Source organism: Escherichia whittamii, from assembly GCF_014836715.1.
In the GTDB taxonomy this organism is placed as follows: domain Bacteria; phylum Pseudomonadota; class Gammaproteobacteria; order Enterobacterales; family Enterobacteriaceae; genus Escherichia; species Escherichia whittamii.
In genome coordinates this window covers 118,187-139,629 of record NZ_JACSQI010000003.1, presented here as the reverse complement: position 1 = coordinate 139,629, position 21,443 = coordinate 118,187, and the positions used below count along the sequence as shown (strand labels likewise).

Sequence of the window (21,443 nt, the reverse complement as noted above, 5' to 3'; positions counted from 1 at the left end):
CACAAGATTAAATTCTACCGGATGATTATCGTTAACGTGTTGAATCTGGTTGGAAAATAAAGTTGATAATGAGGTCCGTGAATGCCCCGCAGCACCTGGTTCAAAGCATTATTGTTGTTTGTTGCCCTCTGGGTTCCCTTAAGTCAGGCAGAAACGGGATGGCAGCCGATTCAGGAAACCATCCGTAAAAGTGATAAAGATAACCGCCAGTATCAGGCCGTACGTCTGGATAACGGTATGGTGGTCTTGCTGGTTTCTGACCCGCAGGCGGTTAAATCGCTCTCGGCGCTGGTGGTGCCTGTTGGATCGCTGGAAGATCCCAAGGCTTATCAGGGGCTGGCGCATTACCTTGAACACATGAGTCTGATGGGGTCGAAAAAATACCCGCAGGCTGATAGCCTGGCCGAATATCTCAAAATGCACGGCGGCAGTCACAATGCCAGCACTGCGCCGTATCGCACGGCTTTCTATCTGGAAGTTGAGAACGACGCCTTGCCCGGTGCGGTAGACCGCCTGGCCGATGCTATCGCTGACCCCTTGCTCGACAAGAAATACGCCGAACGTGAGCGTAATGCGGTGAATGCCGAATTAACCATGGCGCGTACGCGTGACGGGATGCGCATGGCGCAGGTCAGCGCAGAAACCATTAACCCGGCACACCCCGGTTCAAAGTTTTCTGGCGGTAACCTCGAAACTTTAAGCGACAAACCTGGTAACCCTGTGCAGCAGGCGCTGAAAGATTTCCACGAGAAGTACTATTCTGCCAATCTGATGAAGGCGGTTATTTACAGCAATAAACCGCTGCCGGAGTTGGCAAAAATGGCGGCGGATACCTTCGGTCGCGTGCCGAACAAAGAGAGCAAAAAACCGGAAATCACCGTGCCGGTAGTCACCGACGCGCAAAAGGGCATTATCATTCATTATGTTCCGGCGCTGCCGCGTAAAGTGCTGCGCGTCGAGTTTCGTATTGATAACAACTCGGCGAAATTCCGTAGTAAAACCGATGAATTGATTACCTATCTGATTGGCAATCGCAGCCCTGGAACGCTTTCTGACTGGCTGCAAAAACAGGGATTAGTTGAGGGCATTAGCGCCAACTCCGATCCTATCGTCAACGGCAACAGCGGCGTTTTAGCGATCTCTGCCTCTTTAACCGATAAAGGTCTGGCTAATCGTGATCAGGTTGTGGCGGCAATTTTTAGCTATCTCAATCTGTTACGTGAAAAAGGCATTGATAAACAATACTTCGATGAACTGGCGAATGTGCTGGATATCGACTTCCGCTATCCGTCGATCACCCGCGATATGGATTATGTCGAATGGCTGGCGGATACCATGATTCGCGTTCCTGTTGAGCATACGCTGGATGCGGTCAATATTGCCGATCAGTACGATGCAAAAGCAGTAAAAGAACGTCTGGCGATGATGACGCCGCAGAACGCGCGTATCTGGTATATCAGCCCGAAAGAGCCGCACAACAAAACAGCTTACTTTGTCGATGCGCCGTATCAGGTCGATAAAATCAGCGAACAAACTTTCGCTGACTGGCAGAAGAAAGCCGCCGACATAGCGCTCTCTTTGCCGGAGCTTAACCCCTATATTCCTGACGATTTCTCGCTGATTAAGACAGAGAAGAAATACGACCATCCAGAGTTGATTGTGGATGAATCGAACCTGCGTGTGGTGTATGCGCCGAGCCGTTATTTTGCCAGCGAGCCAAAAGCCGATGTCAGCCTGATTTTGCGTAACCCGAAAGCCATGGACAGCGCCCGTAATCAGGTAATGTTTGCGCTTAATGATTATCTCGCAGGGCTGGCGCTTGATCAGTTAAGCAACCAGGCGTCGGTTGGCGGTATTAGTTTTTCCACCAACGCTAACAACGGCCTTATGGTTAATGCTAATGGTTACACCCAGCGTCTGCCGCAGCTGTTTCAGGCATTGCTCGAGGGGTACTTTAGCTATACCGCTACGGAAGATCAGCTTGAGCAGGCGAAATCCTGGTATAACCAGATGATGGATTCCGCAGAAAAGGGCAAAGCGTTTGAGCAGGCGATTATGCCCGCACAGATGCTTTCCCAGGTGCCTTACTTCTCGCGTGATGAACGGCGCAAAATTTTGCCTTCCATCACGTTGAAAGAGGTGCTGGCCTATCGTGACGCCTTAAAATCAGGGGCCCGACCAGAGTTTATGGTTATTGGCAACATGACCGAAGACCAGGCAACAACACTGGCACGTGATGTGCAAAAACAGTTAGGGGCTGATGGTTCAGAGTGGTGTCGTAACAAAGATGTACTGGTCGATAAAAAACAATCCGTCATCTTTGAAAAAGCCGGTAACAGCACCGACTCCGCACTGGCAGCGGTATTTGTACCAACCGGCTACGATGAATACACCAGTTCAGCCTACAGTTCTCTGTTGGCGCAGATTGTACAGCCGTGGTTCTATAATCAGTTGCGTACCGAAGAACAGCTGGGCTATGCCGTGTTCGCGTTCCCAATGAGCGTAGGGCGTCAGTGGGGCATGGGCTTCCTGCTGCAAAGCAACGAAAAACAACCATCGTACCTGTGGGAGCGTTACAAGGCCTTTTTCCCGACAGCAGAAGCGAAACTGCGGGCGATGAAGCCAGAAGAGTTTGCGCAAATCCAGCAGGCGGTTATTACCCAGATGCTGCAGGCACCGCAAACACTCGGCGAAGAGGCATCGAAGTTAAGTAAAGATTTCGATCGCGGCAATATGCGCTTCGATTCGCGTGATAAAATCGTGGCACAGATTAAACTGCTGACGCCGCAAAAACTGGCCGATTTCTTCCATCAGGCGGTAGTCGAGCCGCAAGGCATGGCTATCCTGTCGCAGATTTCCGGCAGCCAGAATGGGAAAGCAGAATATGTACACCCTGAAGGCTGGAAAGTGTGGGAGAACGTCAGCGCGTTGCAGCAAACAATGCCCCTGATGAGTGAAAAGAATGAGTGATGTCGCCGAGACACTAGATCCTTTGCGCTTGCCCTTACTGGGCGAGCGCCTGATTGAAGCCTCTGCCGGCACAGGCAAAACCTTTACGATTGCGGCGCTCTATTTGCGCCTGTTACTTGGACTAGGCGGTTCTGCCGCCTTTCCCCGCCTGCTGACCGTTGAAGAACTGCTGGTGGTGACCTTTACCGAGGCTGCCACCGCAGAATTGCGCGGTCGTATCCGTAGCAATATCCACGAGTTGCGCATCGCCTGTTTGCGTGAAACCACCGACAACCCTCTTTACGCGCGCCTTCTGGAAGAGATCGACGATAAAGCACAGGCCGCGCAGTGGTTGCTGTTAGCCGAACGGCAGATGGACGAAGCGGCAGTCTTTACCATTCACGGTTTTTGCCAGCGTATGCTCAACCTGAATGCCTTTGAATCCGGCATGTTGTTTGAGCAGCAATTGATTGAAGATGAATCGCTACTGCGCTACCAGGCCTGCGCCGATTTCTGGCGTCGCCATTGCTACCCGCTGCCGCGTGAAATTGCCCAGGTAGTCTTTGAAACCTGGAAAGGGCCGCAGGCGTTGCTGCGCGATATTAATCGTTATCTGCAAGGGGAAGCGCCGGTTATCAAAGCACCGCCGCCCGATGATGAAACGCTGGCTTCCCGCCACGCGCAAATTGTGGCGCGTATCGATGGCGTAAAACAGCAGTGGCGTGATGCGGTGGGCGAACTGGATGCACTGATCGAATCTTCTGGTATTGATCGCCGCAAGTTTAACCGTAGCAATCAGGCTAAATGGATAGACAAGATCAGTGCCTGGGCAGAAGAAGAGACAAACAGTTATCAGTTACCGGAGTCGCTGGAAAAATTCTCTCAGAGTTTCTTAGAAGATCGCACGAAAGCGGGGGGCGAGACGCCGCGCCATCCGCTGTTTGAGGTGATCGATCAACTGCTTGCAGAACCATTGTCGATCCGCGATCTGGTGATCACCCGCGCGTTGGCTGAGATCCGCGAAACGGTAGCGCGTGAAAAACGTCGCCGTGGCGAACTGGGGTTTGACGACATGTTAAGCCGGCTCGATTCCGCGCTGCGTAGCGAAAGCGGTGAGGCTCTGGCGACAGCGATCCGTACGCGATTCCCGGTGGCAATGATCGACGAATTTCAGGACACAGACCCGCAGCAGTACCGGATTTTTCGCCGTATCTGGCACCATCAGCCGGAAACCGCATTGTTGCTGATAGGTGACCCGAAACAGGCCATTTATGCATTCCGTGGTGCGGATATCTTCACCTACATGAAGGCGCGCAGCGAAGTTCACGCGCACTACACCTTAGATACCAACTGGCGTTCCGCACCGGGAATGGTGAACAGCGTAAATAAGCTATTCAGCCAGACTGATGACGCTTTCATGTTTCGCGAAATACCGTTTATCCCAGTGAAATCAGCCGGGAAAAATCAGGCACTGCGTTTTGTATTTAAAGGAGAAACGCAGCCGGCGATGAAAATGTGGTTGATGGAAGGCGAAAGCTGCGGCGTTGGCGATTATCAAAGTACCATGGCACAGGTATGTGCCGCGCAAATCCGCGACTGGTTACAGGCCGGGCAGCGGGGCGAAGCGTTGCTGATGAACGGCGATGATGCTCGTCCGGTACGCGCTTCGGACATCAGTGTGCTGGTGCGCAGCCGCCAGGAGGCCGCCCAGGTGCGCGATGCCTTAACGCTGCTGGAAATCCCTTCCGTTTACCTTTCGAACCGCGACAGTGTTTTTGAAACTCTGGAAGCGCAGGAGATGCTTTGGCTGTTGCAGGCGGTGATGACGCCCGAACGAGAGAACACCCTGCGTAGTGCGCTGGCAACGTCAATGATGGGGCTGAACGCACTGGATATCGAAACGCTGAACAATGACGAAAATGCGTGGGACGCGGTGGTCGAAGAGTTCGATGGTTATCGGCAAATCTGGCGCAAACGCGGCGTCATGCCAATGCTGCGGGCGCTGATGTCGGCGCGCAACATTGCAGAAAACCTGCTGGCAACGGCAGGTGGCGAGCGGCGTCTTACTGACATCTTGCATATCAGCGAACTGCTACAAGAAGCTGGAACGCAGCTGGAAAGTGAACATGCGCTGGTACGCTGGTTATCGCAACATATCCTCGAACCCGACAGTAATGCCTCCAGCCAACAAATGCGTCTCGAAAGCGACAAATATCTGGTGCAGATCGTCACGATCCACAAATCGAAAGGGCTGGAATATCCGCTGGTCTGGCTGCCGTTTATCACCAATTTCCGTGTACAGGATCAGGCGTTCTATCACGATCGAGGCTCGTTTGAAGCTGTTCTGGATCTTAACTCTGCGCCAGAAAGCGTGGATCTCGCTGAAGCCGAGCGTCTGGCTGAAGATCTGCGTTTGCTTTACGTGGCGCTCACGCGTTCGGTCTGGCACTGCAGTCTCGGTGTTGCGCCGCTGGTGCGCCGTCGTGGCGATAAAAAAGGTGACACCGACGTTCATCAAAGTGCGCTCGGGCGCTTGCTGCAAAAAGGGGAACCGCAAGATGCGGCAGGGCTTCGTGCCTGTATTGAAGCATTGTGTGATAAGGATATTGCCTGGCAAACGGCACAAACTGGCGCTAACCAGCCATGGCAGGTTAATGATGCTTTAACTGCTGAACTGAATGCCAGGACATTACAACGATTGCCCGGCGATAACTGGCGCGTTACCAGCTACTCCGGTTTGCAACAGCGTAGTCACGGTATCGCCCAGGATTTGATGCCTCGGCTGGATGTCGATGCCGCAGGCGTTGCCAGCGTCGTTGAAGAAGCGACGTTAACACCGCATCAGTTCCCGCGCGGTGCGTCACCGGGGACGTTCTTGCACAGTTTGTTTGAAGACCTGGATTTTACCCAGCCGATTGACCCGAACTGGATGCGGGAAAAACTGGAACTTGGTGGTTTTGAAGCGCACTGGGAACCGGTGTTAACCGAGTGGATCAGCGCTATTCTTCAGGCGCCGCTCAATGAAACCGGCGTTACTCTGAGTCAGCTTTCCGCCCGTGATAAACAGGTGGAGATGGAGTTTTACCTGCCGATTAGCGAGCCGCTTATCGCCAGTCAGCTTGATACGTTAATCCGCCAGTTTGACCCGCTATCCGCAGGCTGCCCGCCGCTGGAGTTCATGCAGGTACGCGGCATGTTAAAAGGTTTTATTGACCTGGTGTTTCGCCACGAAGGGCGTTATTACCTGCTCGACTATAAATCCAACTGGTTGGGTGAAGACAGTTCGGCTTACACCCAACAGGCTATGGCAGCGGCGATGCAGGCACACCGCTATGATCTGCAATATCAGCTTTATACCCTGGCGCTGCACCGTTATCTGCGCCATCGCATTGCTGATTACGACTATGAACGCCACTTTGGCGGCGTTATCTATCTGTTTCTGCGTGGCGTTGATAAAGAACATCCGCAACAAGGGATCTACGCGACCCGACCCAACGCCGGGTTGATTGCCCTGATGGATGAGATGTTTGCCGGTATGACCCTGGAGGAGGCGTGATGAAATTGCAAAAGCAATTACTGGAAGCTGTGGAGCACAAACAGCTACGCCCGCTGGACGTGCAGTTTGCCCTGACCGTGGCGGGAGATGAACATCCTGCAGTCACCCTTGCGGCGGCACTGTTAAGCCACGACGCCGGAGAAGGGCACGTCTGTTTGCCGCTTTCACGACTGGAAAATAACGAAGCCTCGCATCCGCTGTTGGCGACCTGTGTCAGTGAAATCGGTGAGCTACAAAATTGGGAAGAGTGCTTGCTGGCTTCACAAGCGGTCAGCCGGGGAGATGAGCCAACGCCGATGATCCTCTGTGGCGATCGCCTTTATCTGAATCGCATGTGGTGTAATGAGCGCACAGTGGCACGCTTTTTCAACGAAGTGAATCATGCCATTGAGGTGGATGAGACGTTGCTGAAGCAAACGCTGGATAAACTCTTCCCGCCAGGTGATGAGATTAACTGGCAAAAAGTGGCGGCAGCAGTGGCGCTGACGCGGCGCATTTCGGTAATTTCCGGCGGCCCCGGCACAGGTAAAACGACGACCGTGGCGAAGTTGTTAGCAGCGTTAATTCAGATGGCCGACGGTGAACGCTGTCGTATCCGCCTGGCCGCGCCAACGGGGAAAGCTGCTGCGCGCTTAACCGAATCGCTTGGCAAAGCTTTGCGCCAGTTACCGCTGACCGATGAACAAAAGAAACGCATACCGGAAGATGCCAGTACCTTGCACCGCCTCCTGGGCGCGCAGCCGGGTAGTCAGCGTTTACGCCACCATGCGGGTAACCCGCTGCATCTTGATGTGCTGGTGGTGGATGAAGCGTCAATGATCGATCTGCCTATGATGTCGCGGTTGATCGATGCCTTGCCCGATCATGCGCGAGTGATCTTCCTCGGCGATCGTGATCAACTGGCCTCCGTTGAGGCTGGAGCTGTGCTGGGGGATATCTGCGCTTATGCCAATGCGGGCTTTACCGCAGAGCGCGCCGGGCAGTTAAGTCGCTTAACAGGAAGTCACGTTCCAGCGGGAAGCGGCACAGAAGCGGCATCACTGCGCGACAGTCTCTGCCTGCTGCAAAAAAGTTACCGTTTCGGCAGCAACTCTGGCATTGGTCAGTTAGCTGCGGCTATCAATCGCGGCGATAAAACGGCAATGAAAACGGTTTTTCAGCAGGATTTTACTGACATCGAAAAACGGCTTTTACAGAGCGGCGAAGATTATATTGCGATGCTTGAGGAAGCTCTTGCCGGTTACGGACGTTATCTGGATCTGCTGCAAGCGCGTGCCGAGCCGGATTTAATCATTCAGGCGTTTAATGAGTACCAGCTTTTGTGCGCCCTGCGGGAAGGTCCATTTGGCGTGGCTGGACTGAATGAGCGAATTGAGCAGTTTATGCAACAGAAGCGCAAAATCCATCGGCATCTGCACTCACGCTGGTACGAAGGCAGGCCAGTGATGATTGCCCGCAATGACAGCGCGCTTGGGTTGTTTAATGGCGATATCGGTATTGCGCTGGATCGCGGGCAGGGGACGCGCGTCTGGTTTGCGATGCCGGATGGCAATATCAAGTCAGTGCAACCGAGTCGCTTGCCGGAGCACGAAACTACGTGGGCGATGACGGTACATAAATCGCAGGGATCGGAGTTCGACCATGCGGCGTTGATTTTACCGAGCCAACGCACGCCGGTAGTAACGCGAGAGCTGGTTTACACCGCAGTGACACGCGCGCGTCGACGTTTGTCATTGTATGCCGATGAACGCATTTTAAGTGCGGCAATCGCCACGCGCACCGAGCGGCGTAGCGGGCTGGCAGCGTTGTTTGGTGCGCGGGAGTGAACGTAAATGCCTGATGCGACGCTGGCGCGTCTTATCATGCCTACGGTGTGCTGCGTAGGTCGGATAAGGTGTTCACGCCGCATCCGGCGATGAGTGCCAATGCCTGATGCGATGCTGGCGCGTCTTATCATGCCTACGGAGTGCTGCGTAGGTCGGATAAGGCGTTCACGCCGCATCCGACGATGAGTGCCAATGCCTGATGCGATGCTGGCGCGTCTTATTATGCCTATGGAGTGCTGCGTAGGTTGGATAAGGCGTTCACGCCGCATCCGGCGATTTCCATCGCTTATCCCAAATCCGCCATCAACACTTTGGATTTACGCTGGTAGTTATACAACTGCTTTTTGCTCTCCGGCAGCAAATCAATATCCACCGGGGTAAATCCACGTTCCTGGAACCAGTGAATACTGCGCGTGGTCAGTACAAACAATTTGCTTAAGCCGCTTTGCTTCGCCTGGGCCGCTATGCGTTCCAGCAAAACTTCGCCCCTTGATGAACTGCGGTAATCCGGATGTACAGCCACGCACGCCATTTCACCTATCTTCTCTTCCGGGAATGGATAGAGTGCTGCGCAGGCAATAGTCGTGTTATCGCGCTGAATAATAGTGAATTTATCGATTTCCATCTCCAGTTGTTCGCGAGAACGACGCACCAGAATACCCTGCTGCTCAAGTGGACGGATCAACTCCAGAATGCCGCCAATATCGTTGATTGTTGCGCGACGAATCTGCTCGGCGCTTTCCATCACAATCTGTGTACCGATACCGTCGCGTGAGAACAGCTCTTGCAACAGCGCGCCGTCTTCCTGATAACTGATTAAATGACAGCGACGTACGCCGCTGCGACAGGCTTTCACCGCGCCTCGCAAAAAGCGCACCGTACCAGAGTTGTAATCGCCTTTCTCTTCCTGGGCTTCTACCCGCGCTTGCGCCTCGTTAGGGAAAAGTTCGGAGACAATATCGCCATCGTCATTGGTGACACCTTGCGAAGAGCAAAAACCTATCATCTTCTCGGCTTTCAGTTTGATGGCCAGCTGAGTGGCAATCTCTTCCGAGGTCAGGTTAAAGCTCTCGCCAGTGACCGAAACCGCCACCGGCCCCATCAGTACAATCGCACCGCTGTCCAGTTGGCGATGAATCGCTTCTTCATCAATCCGCCGGATGCGCCCGCTATGGCAGTAATCCACACCATCATCTACGCCCAGCGGCTGGGCAATAATAAAATTGCCGCTGACGACGTTGATATGCGCGCCTTGCAATGGCGTGTTGTTGAGGCTCATTGACAGGCGAGCGGTAATATCCAGCTGTAACGTACCCGCAGCCTGCTTCACCAGCTCCAGCGTTTTGGCGTCGGTCACGCGCGTATTCTTGTGATATAGCGGCTCATGGTGATGCGCTGCCAGATTTGCGTCGATCTGGGGACGTGCGCCATAAACCACCACCAGACGAATGCCGAGGCTATGCAATAACCCAATGTCATTGACAATACTGGAGAAATTTTCATGCTCAATGGCTTCTCCGCCGAGCATGATGACAAACGTTTTTCCCCGGTGGGTATTGATATAGGGAACCGAATGGCGGAATCCCTCGACCAGCTCGGTTTTACGTTCCTTTACCACGGCACACCTCTTTGCATGATTATTCGAAATTACTGTATTTTTATTCTGTTTTTTCGCCGTGTGCAAGTGCGAATTTTATGCGGGAGCGACTTTTTTATCAGTAATACCGTGAATATAAATAGAATGTTTACCTTTTTATAGATGACAGATTATGCGTCTTTCGCTAAAGTTTCCGGTCAAATTGGTCGTTTACTTGTTACACAGCTTAGATTTCTTTTGCTCGGGAGAGGCATGTCAGGATCCAACACTGCAATCAGCCGCCGTCGTTTACTGCAAGGCGCGGGCGCCATGTGGCTATTGAGCGTAAGCCAGGTGAGTCTGGCTGCGGTCAGTCAGGTCGTGGCGGTGCGCGTCTGGCCTGCATCCAGCTATACCCGTGTGACGGTAGAATCAAATCGTCAGCTGAAATATAAGCAGTTTGCGTTGAGTAACCCTGAACGCGTGGTGGTGGATATCGAAGATGTAAACCTGAACTCGGTGCTCAAGGGGATGGCTGCGCAAATCCGCGCTGACGACCCGTTCATCAAGTCGGCACGCGTTGGCCAATTTGATCCGCAAACCGTGCGGATGGTTTTTGAGTTAAAGCAAAATGTAAAACCGCAGATGTTTGCCCTCGCGCCGGTCGCCGGGTTTAAAGAACGCCTGGTGATGGACCTTTATCCGGCCAATGCTCAGGACATGCAGGACCCACTGTTGGCACTGCTGGAAGATTACAATAAAGGCGACCTCGAAAAGCAGGTGCCGCCTGCACAGAGTGGCCCACAGCCTGGCAAGGCAGGGCGCGATCGTCCGATTGTCATTATGCTTGACCCTGGCCACGGCGGCGAAGACTCTGGCGCGGTGGGGAAATACAAAACGCGCGAAAAAGACGTGGTATTGCAAATAGCTCGCCGTCTGCGCTCTCTGATCGAGAAAGAGGGCAATATGAAGGTTTACATGACGCGTAATGAAGACATCTTCATTCCGTTGCAAGTGCGCGTAGCAAAAGCACAGAAACAGCGTGCTGACTTGTTTGTCTCTATTCATGCCGACGCCTTTACCAGTCGCCAGCCGAGCGGTTCCTCGGTGTTTGCGCTCTCTACCAAAGGCGCAACCAGTACTGCGGCAAAATATCTGGCGCAAACCCAGAACGCCTCTGACTTGATTGGTGGCGTGAGCAAAAGCGGCGACCGCTATGTCGACCACACCATGTTTGATATGGTGCAGTCGCTGACCATTGCCGACAGCCTAAAGTTTGGTAAGGCTGTGCTAAATAAGCTGGGTAAAATCAACAAGCTGCATAAGAATCAGGTTGAGCAGGCCGGGTTTGCCGTGCTGAAAGCGCCAGATATTCCATCCATTCTGGTCGAAACGGCGTTTATCAGTAACGTTGAAGAAGAGCGCAAATTGAAAACGGCAACTTTCCAGCAGGAAGTTGCGGAGTCTATTCTTGCGGGTATTAAAGCGTATTTTGCCGATGGGGCGACGCTGGCGCGAAGGGGATGATGTTTTAATTTATTTATTCAATGGGTTTATGTTTCATTGAGTCAATATTATTGATATGAATATTAGACAGTGATTTTGTGATTGTTGTCGAATATTTGAAAGTTGGCCAGAAAAATAAGTCTGGCGTCTCTTTTATTAAACACAATCCCGTGTAAGGTATACGCATTAGTTAGTCATCTTGTAACTGTTAAATCAGGCAAGGCAATGTTTGAAGTAATCATTACTTCTGACGTGCCTTGCCTTTTTTTTTGGAGCCATGAAATGATCATCGAAAAAGTCATGAACAATAATTGTGTGCAGGCATCGATGAATGGACAGGAGGTTATCATTTCTGGACCTGGCGTCGGTTACAACAAAAAATATGGCATGCCTGTACCTGAGCATCCTGCTAACAGAATTTTTTATGTCAGAAATGAGCAAAAAAATAAACTCTATAAATTGATTGAACATGTGGATATTGAGTATGTGTTTGTCGCCGAAAAGATAGTGCACTACGCGGAGTACAATCTTGAAAAAAAGTTAAATCCATCGCTATTGCTTATTCTTGCCGATCACATTTCGAATGCAATATCCCGAGTCACCGCCGGAATACAAATTAATAATGCTTTCCTTGAAGAAATCAAAGCGTTGTACAAAGCAGAATATGCTATAAGCCGGGATGCATTAACCATCATCAATGATCAGTTTAGCGTTCAGCTTCCGGATGATGAGATTGGTTTTATTGCATTACATATTTTAAATAACTATGAAAACTCAATTGATTATGAATCGGTACGGATTATTGAGTTGTCTCAAAAAATTACGGAGATTATCGAGGGTGTTTATAACCGAAGGGTGGACAGGAGTTCATTTAACTACTCAAGATTTATGATGCATCTTAAGTATTTTTCTTGTCGAGTATTATGCAATGAAAAAATAAAACAGAAAGATATTGGTGATATCTATGAGCAGTTTCTTGAGAAAGATATTCAGTTGCAACACGCTATTCATGAAATTGAAAGGTATCTGTACGCCACTTTTAAATATGAATTGATTTTGGAAGAAAAATTATATCTCTCTATTCGCACCAAAGTATTAATGGACTAATTATATATAACATTTATATGAGATAACCCGCATGAAACAAAAGAAAGCCTGGAGTTTTTTTCAGAGCCTGGGGAAGGCATTTATGTATCCCATCGCTCTGCTAAGTGTATGTGGCATGATGCTAGGGCTGGGAAGTGGTTTAGCCAGTGATGATATGGCAAAGTTAATTCCATTTCTGGCTATTCCAATAATTAAAACCATACTTGATTTCATTGTTAGCCTTGGTTTGTTTGCCTTTGTTAATTTACCTGTATTGTTTGCGATAGCGATTCCCTTAGGATTATTAAAAGAGAAAGAGGATAAAGCCTATGGCGCTTTTTCTGGCTTAATTGGTTTTATGGCAATGCATCTGGGAACGAACTTTTATCTTAAACAGCACGACTTATTGGTCGCTGCTGACCAAATGTCGACACATGGGCAAACCATCATTCTGGGGATCCAGTCCTACAATACCAGCGTGTTGGGGGGGATTGTTGCTGGGTTATTAGTCGCCAGCATGTATAAGAAGATCGTTAACTTACGCATTCCAGAATCATTAGGTTTTTATAGTGGTCCGCGTCTGGTGCCTATCATTACACTGATTGTGATGAGCGGATTTGGCCTGATCATCCCTTTTATCTGGCCGCCGTTTTTCAATCTCTTCATGCTCATTGGCCACTGGATATCAACTTCCGGTCCTGTCGGTTATTTCTTCTATGCAGTTGCCGAACGCGTGACGATTCCTTTTGGCTTAAACCATCTGGTGACGTCAGTTTTCCGCTTTACTCCAATCGGCGGTTCGGCAGTGATTGGCGGCGAAGAGTATTACGGCACCCTGAACATGTTTATGGCGTACGTCAAAGAGAATACGGTCATTCCGCTGGATTTGGCGGGGAAAATGGAACAGGGCAAACTGATGATCCAGTATGGTCTGGCTGGTGCCGCGCTGGCGATGTATCGCACCGCCCATGCACAAAATAGAAAAGCTATCAAAGCATTGCTCATTTCTGGTGTGCTTACGGTGATTATTGGTGGTGTTAGCGAACCGATTGAGTTTTTGTTCTTATTTGTCAGTCCGCTGCTGTTTGTCTTCCATGCCTTTATGAATGGATTCGCCAACATGGTCTTGCCATATATGGGCGTGAAGATGGGATTTACTGGCGACCTGATTCAATTTATTAGCTTTGGCGTATTGCGTGGCACAAGAACAGGTTGGCCAATCGCGGTGTGTGTCGAAGTGGCCTATTTCTTTATTTATTACTTTGTGTTCCGTTGGACCATTCTCAAATTTAACCTGATGACTGTAGGACGTGAAGAGTCCAGTCCTGTCACGGTGAACGCTCAAGAACATACGGCTATAGCGGATATCCCAACTCTTAATAAATCAGAGCTGCAAGCGGCGGAGCAGATGGTTAAGGCGCTTGGTGGTAAAGAGAATATTAAATCATTGGATAATTGCGTAACTCGTTTACGTTTAACAATCGCAGATATGGGATTGATTGACGAGTCTGCAATAAAAAGAGCCGGCGGGATCGCGGTTGTTAAACTTGATCAAAATACCTTACAAGTCATTATTGGCACTAAAGTCATCGCCCTGCGTCGGGATATGGATAACTATATGGGGATAAGCTGATGGACTTTTTTAATACTCCTGTTTCCCGCAAAGGAACATATTGTACCCAATGGGACTTTTGTGAGGACCGATTTGGTGTAAAAGATGTATTACCATTCTCTATTTCAGATATGGATCTTCCGATACCGGAAGCTATCGTCAGGGCATTAAAAAAACGCCTGGAACACCCGATTTTAGGGTACAGTCGTTGGCAACATGATGAATATCTGAATGCAATAGTAAACTGGTATCATCAACAATATCAAACAAACATTAAACCTGAATGGATAACCTATAGCCCCAGTGTGATGTACTCCATTGCTAAAGCAATAGAGTTATTGACATCGCGTGGTGATAACATCCTCATTTTTACACCTGTCTATAACGCATTTTTTGATGTAATTAAACATAGCGAGCGAAATATTTTGACAACCTCTTTGATCATAAAAAATGAGGGGGGCTATGCTATCAACTGGCAAGATTTTGATCTTAAGATTAAAAGCGCAAAGATGGTATTATTATGTAATCCTCATAACCCGACAGGAACAGTCTGGTCGGAAGAAGATCTGCATAAAATCGCTGCAAGCTGTGTAAGACATAATGTCTGGTTATGTTCAGATGAAATTCATAGTGATTTTGTTTTTAATCGTAGTTTCACATCCGCGCTTAAAATAAAAAAAGAAAAAATAGTGGTGTTTAATTCGATATCAAAAACATTTAATGTTCCTGCGCTAACAGGATCATATATGATTTCAACTGACGAGAATTTTAATCATAAGTTCAGAACGATATCGAGGTATCGCGATTTCGTAAACTCCCCATCAGTACTGAATATAATTGCAACGATTGTTGCCTATAACGAATGTGAGGAATGGTTAAATTCATTGAAGGCACATATTGCCTCTAACATTCAATTCACCCAGCAGTATCTGAATGAAAACATTCCAGAATTGATCGTGAGGCCCGCTGAAGGCTGCTATTTTTCGTGGATTGATTGCTCTGCTATTGATTATCCCTTTGATGAATTCTACAGTCGATTAATTCATGAAGGTAAAGTGGGCATTATGGCGGGGTATGTCTACGGAACGGAGGGGGAGGGCTACCTTCGTCTGAACCTGGCCTGCGGTCGAGAAAAATTATATATGGGGCTTACGCGTCTTGCGAGTGTAATTAAAAATATTAATCAGGAAAAATAAAAATGAACAATACGGATCTTATCCATCTTATTAAACATTTTATGCGTAACGAACATAAAGCAGTTGAAGAAGTTATTGATTCCCCCCTTTCGGAAGTTGCAAATTTAATTAAAGTATTACAATCTTGTCAGGGGAAAGTTGTTTTTATTGGCGTTGGCAAGTCCGGTATTATTGCCAGGAAACTCGCCGCAACATTTGCCAGCACCGGAACTCCCTCGTTTTTCGTTCACGGTACTGAAGCCGTACACGGCGATCTTGGTATGGTGGCTAAAGACGATATTATTATTCTTATTTCAAACAGTGGTGAGACGGCGGAAATCCTGGCGACATTGCCTAGTCTGAAAAAAATGGGTAATTATTTGATCTCTTTTACCCGCAGTCATCGCTCATCGCTTGCGATAAGTTGTGATTTATCCGTTGAAATTCCCGTCAAAAGTGAGGCGGATAATTTAGGTTTAGCGCCATCATGTTCATCGACAGTCGTTCTGGTTGTTGGTGATGCGGTGGCGCTTGCACTCTCCGAATTGAAAAAATTTACTCGTGCTGATTTCGGCTTATATCATCCAGGAGGTGCGCTCGGCATTAAAGCAAATTCATAATTTCAAAATATAAATACAGTAACCGGTCACGCCATCTTTTGGGGTGGCGTTCATTGAAGTGAGTGTCAGCTATGAAAAACGTTCTGGTCACCGTTCCCAGCTTTTCAGCGCGTTGTGTTTCTGCCTGCAAGCTGCTAAGAGAAAATCATTTTAACCTTATTATTAAGAATAATATTGAACATCTGGTTAAATCAGAATCCACCGTATTACGGGAATCTATTTGCGCGGTCATTGCCGGAAAAGATTGTTATCAGGTGGATACACTATCACTGCTGCCTGGTGTGAGAATAATATCGAGATTCGGGACGGGGATAGATAATATTGATCTTCGCGCGACACGACAATCAGGTATTGTGGTCAATAATGCGGTTGGGATTAATTCAAATGCGGTCGCGGAATTTATCATTGGTCTTATTTTTGCGAGCATGAGAAATATCCCCGGTAGTTATCATGCGATGCAAAATGGTTATTGGGGTGAGTCGCATGGCTGCGAGTTACAAGGGAAACGTATTGGTCTGATTGGCTACGGCAATATTGGCAAAACACTGGCGAAAAGGTTGTCTGGCTTTGATGTTGAGCTTTTAGCTTTTGACAAACAACCTGATTATCAGCTCGCCGACAAAGCTGGAGTTCAGTTTGTATCGATTGAAGATATCTTCATGCAGTCGCATGTCATCATAATTCTTCTGCCTTTTTCTCCTGATCTGGAGAACTTCATTAGCCACAAATATTTGTCGATGATGCGTAACGGCTCGTTGATCATCAATGCCGCCAGGGGAAAACTGCTGGATGAAGAGGCTTTACTTCAGGTTATTGAGGAACGGAATGTTTTTGCGGCGCTGGATGTATTTAGCACTGAACCGCTGGCGCAATTTAGTCCACTGCTGCATGCCAAAAATATCATTACAACGCCACATATTGCCGCCGCCACCGTTGAGTCATACCAGCAAACCGGTATACACGTAGCCAGGTCGATAATTGATTTCTTTGCGGGAAGGGAGATAAAAAACGTGCTGTGAGTTCAGCAAAGGAAGATTTCGGGTACAAAAAAACCGCAATCTGTGAAACACATTGCGGTTTATCAGCATTCTAATAAATTGGTTGCGGGGGCCGGATTTGAACCGACGACCTTCGGGTTATGAGCCCGACGAGCTACCAGGCTGCTCCACCCCGCGTCACCGTACTGCTTTACTTCATCAAATTTTAATTGGTTGCGGGGGCCGGATTTGAACCGACGACCTTCGGGTTATGAGCCCGACGAGCTACCAGGCTGCTCCACCCCGCGTCACCGTACTGCTTTACTTCATCAAATTTTAATTGGTTGCGGGGGCCGGATTTGAACCGACGACCTTCGGGTTATGAGCCCGACGAGCTACCAGGCTGCTCCACCCCGCGTCCGTGGATGCGCACTATACTCTGCTCGCGTTTTCATGCAACCTTTTTTTTACCCGGATCACGTATTTGGCATGACTTTGAACAAAAACAAAGCATTGAAGTCTGTTTTTTGTACAAAATTTGCATCAGGTAACACTACGGATTTCATTAAAGGCGACGGTTTGTTATCTTCATTAACGCCTTATTTTTTTAACCTGAAGAAGAGAACGATGAAAGGACGTTGGGTAAAGTACCTTCTTATGGGCGCGGTTGTGACGATACTAGCCGCCTGCTCCTCCAAACCAACCGATCGCGGACAGCAATATAAAGACGGGAAATTTACCCAGCCTTTCTCTCTGGTGAACCAACCAGATGCCGTTGGCGCGCCGATTAACGCCGGTGATTTTGCCGAACAAATTAACCATATCCGTAACGCGTCGCCGCGTCTGTATGGCAACCAGAGTAGCGTTTATAACGCCGTGCAGGAGTGGCTGCGTGCGGGCGGTGATACCCGCAATATGCGCCAGTTCGGCATTGACGCCTGGCAGATGGAAGGTGCGGATAATTACGGTAACGTGCAGTTTACGGGCTATTACACGCCGGTGATTCAGGCGCGCCATACTCGTCAGGGCGAGTTCCAGTATCCTATTTACCGTATGCCGCCAAAACGTGGGCGTTTGCCGTCTCGTGCGGAGATCTACGCCGGAGCATTGAGCGATAAATATATCCTCGCTTACAGCAACTCTCTGATGGATAACTTCATTATGGATGTGCAGGGTAGCGGGTATATTGATTTTGGTGATGGCAGCCCGCTTAACTTCTTCAGCTATGCCGGAAAGAACGGTCATGCCTACCGTAGTATTGGCAAGGTGCTAATCGATCGTGGCGAAGTGAAAAAAGAAGATATGTCGATGCAGGCGATTCGTCACTGGGGGGAAACACACAGTGAAGCCGAAGTTCGCGAACTGCTGGAGCAGAACCCGTCTTTCGTCTTCTTTAAACCGCAGTCTTTTGCACCGGTGAAAGGAGCAAGTGCGGTGCCGCTGGTTGGTCGTGCTTCGGTGGCGTCTGACCGCAGCATTATCCCGGCGGGGACGACCTTGCTGGCAGAAGTTCCTCTGCTGGATAATAACGGCAAATTTAACGGTCAGTACGAACTGCGTCTGATGGTGGCGCTGGATGTCGGTGGTGCAATCAAAGGCCAACACTTCGATATCTACCAGGGGATTGGACCAGAAGCCGGACACCGCGCAGGTTGGTACAACCACTATGGCCGTGTCTGGGTGCTGAAAACGGCCCCAGGGGCAGGTAACGTCTTTAGCGGCTGATGTGTTATTCTTTATGCCGTTTTAACGGATATGACAGGGTGAGGGATAACCTCGTCCTTTGATTGTTAGCTAAGTGCGCGTTGTTCATGCCGGATGCGGCGTGAACGCCTTATCCGGCCTACAAATCATGCAAATTCAATATATTGCAGGAGTTATGTAGGCCTGATAAGCGTAGCGCATCAGGCATTTATGCGTTTAGGGTGAGGGATAACCTCGCCCTTTTTAATTCTGAGGTGCTATGTCTGTTGTAATTAGTGATGCATGGCGTCAGCGTTTTGGTGGCACTGCGCGTCTGTATGGTGAAAAAGCGTTGCAACTGTTTGCTGATGCGCATATTTGTGTGGTCGGTATCGGTGGCGTCGGCTCCTGGGCGGCGGAAGCGCTGGCACGAACGGGGATTGGCGCTATAACGCTTATTGATATGGATGATGTGTGCGTCACCAATACTAATCGACAAATTCACGCCCTGCGCGATAACGTCGGGCTGGCAAAAGCAGAAGTGATGGCGGAGCGCATTCGCCAGATTAACCCTGAGTGCCGTGTAACAGTCGTCGATGATTTCGTGACGCCGGAAAATGTAGCGCAATATATGAGCGTCGGTTATTCGTACGTGATTGATGCTATTGACAGCGTACGGCCCAAAGCGGCCCTTATTGCTTATTGCCGTCGCAATAAGATTCCACTGGTCACGACAGGTGGTGCTGGCGGGCAGATTGATCCGACGCAGATTCAGGTTACCGATCTGGCGAAGACGATTCAGGATCCACTGGCGGCGAAGCTGCGCGAGCGCCTGAAAAGCGATTTTGGCGTGGTGAAAAACAGTAAAGGTAAGCTCGGCGTGGATTGTGTGTTCTCTACCGAAGCGCTGGTGTACCCGCAGTCAGACGGTACGGTGTGTGCGATGAAAGCCACGGCAGAAGGGCCGAAGCGGATGGATTGTGCATCTGGATTTGGTGCCGCGACGATGGTAACCGCCACCTTTGGGTTTGTTGCGGTTTCTCATGCGCTGAAGAAGATGATGGCGAAAGCGGCGCGTCAGGGGTAAATATCAGGTCGGATGCGACGACGGGTGTGTCTTATCCGACCTGGAACTGTGTAACATCAAGCTTGCTTCGCCGCGGCGAGAATTGCCTCGCTTAACGCATTCAGTCCCTGACTGCGAGAGGCGCTAAGTTGCGCACGCAATCCCAGTTCATCAAACAATGCCAGCGGCGACTGTGCCTGTAACTCGGCGGCGGTTTTGCCCTCAACGGCAGTCAGCAACACGGCCAGCAGGCCGCGCACAATGCGCCCTTCGCTATCACCAAAGAAATGCATCTTGCCGTTTTCAGCGACGGTATATCCAAGCCAGACGCGGTTTTCACATCCGGCAATCTCTTTGGCCTGGGCTTTTAATTCGTCTGGCAAAGCAGGAAGTTGTTTCCCCAACATAATCAGCTGGCGATATTTGTCTTCCCATTGCGTCAGTGGCGCGAAAGTATTGCGTAGCGTCTCTACGGTAACAGTTGTGCCGAACGGATGTCCGGCGAATTGCGAGTTCGTCATTAATCCACCAATAATTCCAGTGCGCGGTCAACGGCATTCACCAGCGCATCCACATCACTCTTTGTATTATATGGCGCAAATGAGGCGCGCAGTGTGCCGGTTACGCCTAACTCTGCCAGCAGCGGTTGAGCACAGTGCTGCCCGGCGCGCAGGGCAATACCATATCCCGCCAGAAGCGTCACCATATCGCTGTGATGAATGCCTGCGAAATCAAAGGCCAGCAGGCTGGAGTCCTGGCAGCGGAATGAACGAAAGCCAGGACGTTTTGCCAGAGCGTCTTCTGCAAGCGTTGCCAGACTACGGCTCCAGCTTTCTGCCTGGTTGATATCATAATCTGCCAGCCATTCCAGCGCCGCGCTTAAACCAATGACACCGGCGACATTTGGCGTTCCAGCTTCCAGTTTCCACGGTGCGGATTGAGTGGTGAAGCCGTCAAAACTCACTTCGTGAATCATTTTGCCACCGCCCAGCCAGGGCGACATTGCTTCCAGCAGTTCTGGTTTGCCGTAAAGCACGCCGATACCCGTCGGGCCATACAGTTTGTGACCAGAGAAAGCATAGAAATCAATATCCAGTTGCTGAACATCGGCAGGGAAATGCACTGCGCCCTGAGCACCATCAACCATCACCACCATCCCGGCTGAATGAGCAAAGGTAATCGCTCGCGCCAGATCCGGGCAACCGCCAGTGACGTTCGACATCTGGCCCAATGCCAGAATTCGACTACGGGGAGTAATTAATTCCGGCAATAAATCGACATCCGGCAACCACTGCGCATTAAGCGGCAATTTCACCACTTTAGCACCGGTTTGTTGGGCGACCATTAGCCAGGGAACGAGATTAGCGTGATGCTCTGCCACGCTGACAATAATTTCATCACCCGGTTGCAAGCGCGGGCGGGCATAACATTGCGCCACCATGTTGATGGATTCGGTGGTGCCGCGCGTCCAGACGATAGTTTTATCATCCGGTGCATTGAGTAATTGCGCCACTTTCTCCCGTGCGGCCTCATAACGCGCGGTCAGGCGTTGGGCTTCGGCAAACTGGCTGCGGTGAACGTTTCCGGCGCTCAGGCTATAGAACTGCCGGGTAGCTTCAACCACAGCTTCAGGTTTGAGTGCGGTCGCAGCACTATCGAGATAAACGCCCGCATCCTGTAGCGCGGGAAACTGGGCGCGAAATTGCGCGGGATTAAAAACGTTCATGAGACTCCTCGGCTTGATTCGCCGATCGTGACGCAAAATTCACTTTGATACAAGGTGAGTGCTAACCCTCGGAATCGTCTGGATA

At 49.9% G+C, this 21,443-nt stretch carries 14 protein-coding genes and 3 tRNA genes; 11 read left to right on the top strand and 6 right to left on the bottom strand.

From position 1 onward, the window contains the following. Positions 1-81: 81 nt before the first annotated feature. From ptrA to recD, 3 genes are read left to right on the top strand one after another with little or no spacing between them, the layout of a single operon-like run. On the top strand, positions 82-2,970 hold the full coding sequence (ptrA, locus tag H9644_RS06405) for a pitrilysin (RefSeq protein WP_064529843.1): 2,889 nt from the start codon (positions 82-84) through the stop codon (positions 2,968-2,970). Further along, positions 2,963-6,505, top strand: a complete 3,543-nt coding sequence (gene recB / locus H9644_RS06400) for an exodeoxyribonuclease V subunit beta (protein ID WP_064529844.1) — start codon at positions 2,963-2,965, stop codon at positions 6,503-6,505. The genes ptrA and recB overlap by 8 nt, the downstream gene beginning before the upstream one ends. Continuing rightward, positions 6,505-8,331 carry an exodeoxyribonuclease V subunit alpha gene (gene recD / locus H9644_RS06395; protein WP_064529845.1) on the top strand — a complete coding sequence of 609 codons (1,827 nt, stop codon included), beginning with the start codon at positions 6,505-6,507 and terminating at the stop codon, positions 8,329-8,331. Before recB ends, recD begins: the two co-directional genes overlap by 1 nt. A 286-nt stretch (positions 8,332-8,617) precedes the next feature. Here the strand turns inward: recD and argA are convergent, their stop codons facing one another. Then, positions 8,618-9,949 (bottom strand): amino-acid N-acetyltransferase, encoded by a 1,332-nt coding sequence (gene argA / locus H9644_RS06390; protein ID WP_064529846.1) that lies wholly within the window; start codon positions 9,947-9,949, stop codon positions 8,618-8,620. A 231-nt stretch (positions 9,950-10,180) separates the two neighbouring features. Here argA and amiC point away from each other — a divergent pair, with 231 nt between their 5' ends. From amiC to H9644_RS06360, 6 genes are all read left to right on the top strand, one after another. Continuing rightward, positions 10,181-11,434 (top strand): N-acetylmuramoyl-L-alanine amidase AmiC, encoded by a 1,254-nt coding sequence (amiC, locus tag H9644_RS06385; protein WP_044189882.1) that lies wholly within the window; start codon positions 10,181-10,183, stop codon positions 11,432-11,434. 261 nt (positions 11,435-11,695) lie between these two features. Further along, the gene (locus H9644_RS06380) at positions 11,696-12,520 is read left to right on the top strand and encodes a PRD domain-containing protein (RefSeq protein ID WP_064529880.1); all 825 of its coding nucleotides are present in this window, start codon (positions 11,696-11,698) and stop codon (positions 12,518-12,520) included. A gap of 31 nt (positions 12,521-12,551) precedes the next feature. Further along, positions 12,552-14,132 (top strand): PTS transporter subunit EIIC, encoded by a 1,581-nt coding sequence (locus tag H9644_RS06375; RefSeq protein ID WP_105289273.1) that lies wholly within the window; start codon positions 12,552-12,554, stop codon positions 14,130-14,132. Further along, positions 14,132-15,307, top strand: coding sequence for a MalY/PatB family protein (locus tag H9644_RS06370; RefSeq protein ID WP_064529847.1), 1,176 nt, complete (start codon positions 14,132-14,134; stop codon positions 15,305-15,307). The genes H9644_RS06375 and H9644_RS06370 overlap by 1 nt, the downstream gene beginning before the upstream one ends. Before the next feature lie 2 nt (positions 15,308-15,309). After that, positions 15,310-15,906, top strand: a complete 597-nt coding sequence (locus H9644_RS06365; protein WP_105289274.1) for a KpsF/GutQ family sugar-phosphate isomerase — start codon at positions 15,310-15,312, stop codon at positions 15,904-15,906. 71 nt (positions 15,907-15,977) lie between these two features. Then, positions 15,978-16,925, top strand: coding sequence for a phosphoglycerate dehydrogenase (locus H9644_RS06360; protein WP_191773799.1), 948 nt, complete (start codon positions 15,978-15,980; stop codon positions 16,923-16,925). A 79-nt stretch (positions 16,926-17,004) separates the two neighbouring features. Here the strand turns inward: H9644_RS06360 and H9644_RS06355 are convergent. From H9644_RS06355 to H9644_RS06345, 3 genes are all read right to left on the bottom strand, one after another. Continuing rightward, a tRNA-Met gene (locus H9644_RS06355) sits at positions 17,005-17,081 on the bottom strand. A gap of 33 nt (positions 17,082-17,114) precedes the next feature. Beyond that, positions 17,115-17,191 (bottom strand) — tRNA-Met (locus H9644_RS06350). Between the two features lie 33 nt (positions 17,192-17,224). Further along, positions 17,225-17,301: transfer RNA gene (locus tag H9644_RS06345), tRNA-Met, on the bottom strand. 209 nt (positions 17,302-17,510) lie between these two features. Between H9644_RS06345 and mltA the strand changes: the two genes are divergently transcribed. After that, positions 17,511-18,608, top strand: coding sequence for a murein transglycosylase A (gene mltA / locus H9644_RS06340; RefSeq protein WP_130235985.1), 1,098 nt, complete (start codon positions 17,511-17,513; stop codon positions 18,606-18,608). Between the two features lie 238 nt (positions 18,609-18,846). Beyond that, a complete protein-coding gene (tcdA, locus tag H9644_RS06335; protein WP_064528276.1) occupies positions 18,847-19,653 on the top strand; it encodes a tRNA cyclic N6-threonylcarbamoyladenosine(37) synthase TcdA in 807 nt (268 codons plus the stop codon). A 56-nt stretch (positions 19,654-19,709) separates the two neighbouring features. Here tcdA and csdE read toward each other — a convergent pair whose 3' ends face one another. After that, positions 19,710-20,153, bottom strand: a complete 444-nt coding sequence (gene csdE / locus H9644_RS06330) for a cysteine desulfurase sulfur acceptor subunit CsdE (RefSeq protein ID WP_064528274.1) — start codon at positions 20,151-20,153, stop codon at positions 19,710-19,712. Then, on the bottom strand, positions 20,153-21,358 hold the full coding sequence (gene csdA, locus H9644_RS06325; RefSeq protein ID WP_191773797.1) for a cysteine desulfurase CsdA: 1,206 nt from the start codon (positions 21,356-21,358) through the stop codon (positions 20,153-20,155). Before csdA ends, csdE begins: the two co-directional genes overlap by 1 nt. Positions 21,359-21,443 lie beyond the last annotated feature (85 nt).

Coding starts and splice junctions, on each gene's coding strand:
- csdE (WP_064528274.1), bottom strand. CDS start 20,153: ATGACGAACTCGCAATTCGCCGGACATCCGTTCGGCACAACTGTTACC.
- ptrA (WP_064529843.1), top strand. CDS start 82: ATGCCCCGCAGCACCTGGTTCAAAGCATTATTGTTGTTTGTTGCCCTC.
- amiC (WP_044189882.1), top strand. CDS start 10,181: ATGTCAGGATCCAACACTGCAATCAGCCGCCGTCGTTTACTGCAAGGC.
- csdA (WP_191773797.1), bottom strand. CDS start 21,358: ATGAACGTTTTTAATCCCGCGCAATTTCGCGCCCAGTTTCCCGCGCTA.
- mltA (WP_130235985.1), top strand. CDS start 17,511: ATGAAAGGACGTTGGGTAAAGTACCTTCTTATGGGCGCGGTTGTGACG.
- recD (WP_064529845.1), top strand. CDS start 6,505: ATGAAATTGCAAAAGCAATTACTGGAAGCTGTGGAGCACAAACAGCTA.
- H9644_RS06365 (WP_105289274.1), top strand. CDS start 15,310: ATGAACAATACGGATCTTATCCATCTTATTAAACATTTTATGCGTAAC.
- H9644_RS06380 (WP_064529880.1), top strand. CDS start 11,696: ATGATCATCGAAAAAGTCATGAACAATAATTGTGTGCAGGCATCGATG.
- tcdA (WP_064528276.1), top strand. CDS start 18,847: ATGTCTGTTGTAATTAGTGATGCATGGCGTCAGCGTTTTGGTGGCACT.
- H9644_RS06375 (WP_105289273.1), top strand. CDS start 12,552: ATGAAACAAAAGAAAGCCTGGAGTTTTTTTCAGAGCCTGGGGAAGGCA.
- H9644_RS06360 (WP_191773799.1), top strand. CDS start 15,978: ATGAAAAACGTTCTGGTCACCGTTCCCAGCTTTTCAGCGCGTTGTGTT.
- recB (WP_064529844.1), top strand. CDS start 2,963: ATGAGTGATGTCGCCGAGACACTAGATCCTTTGCGCTTGCCCTTACTG.
- H9644_RS06370 (WP_064529847.1), top strand. CDS start 14,132: ATGGACTTTTTTAATACTCCTGTTTCCCGCAAAGGAACATATTGTACC.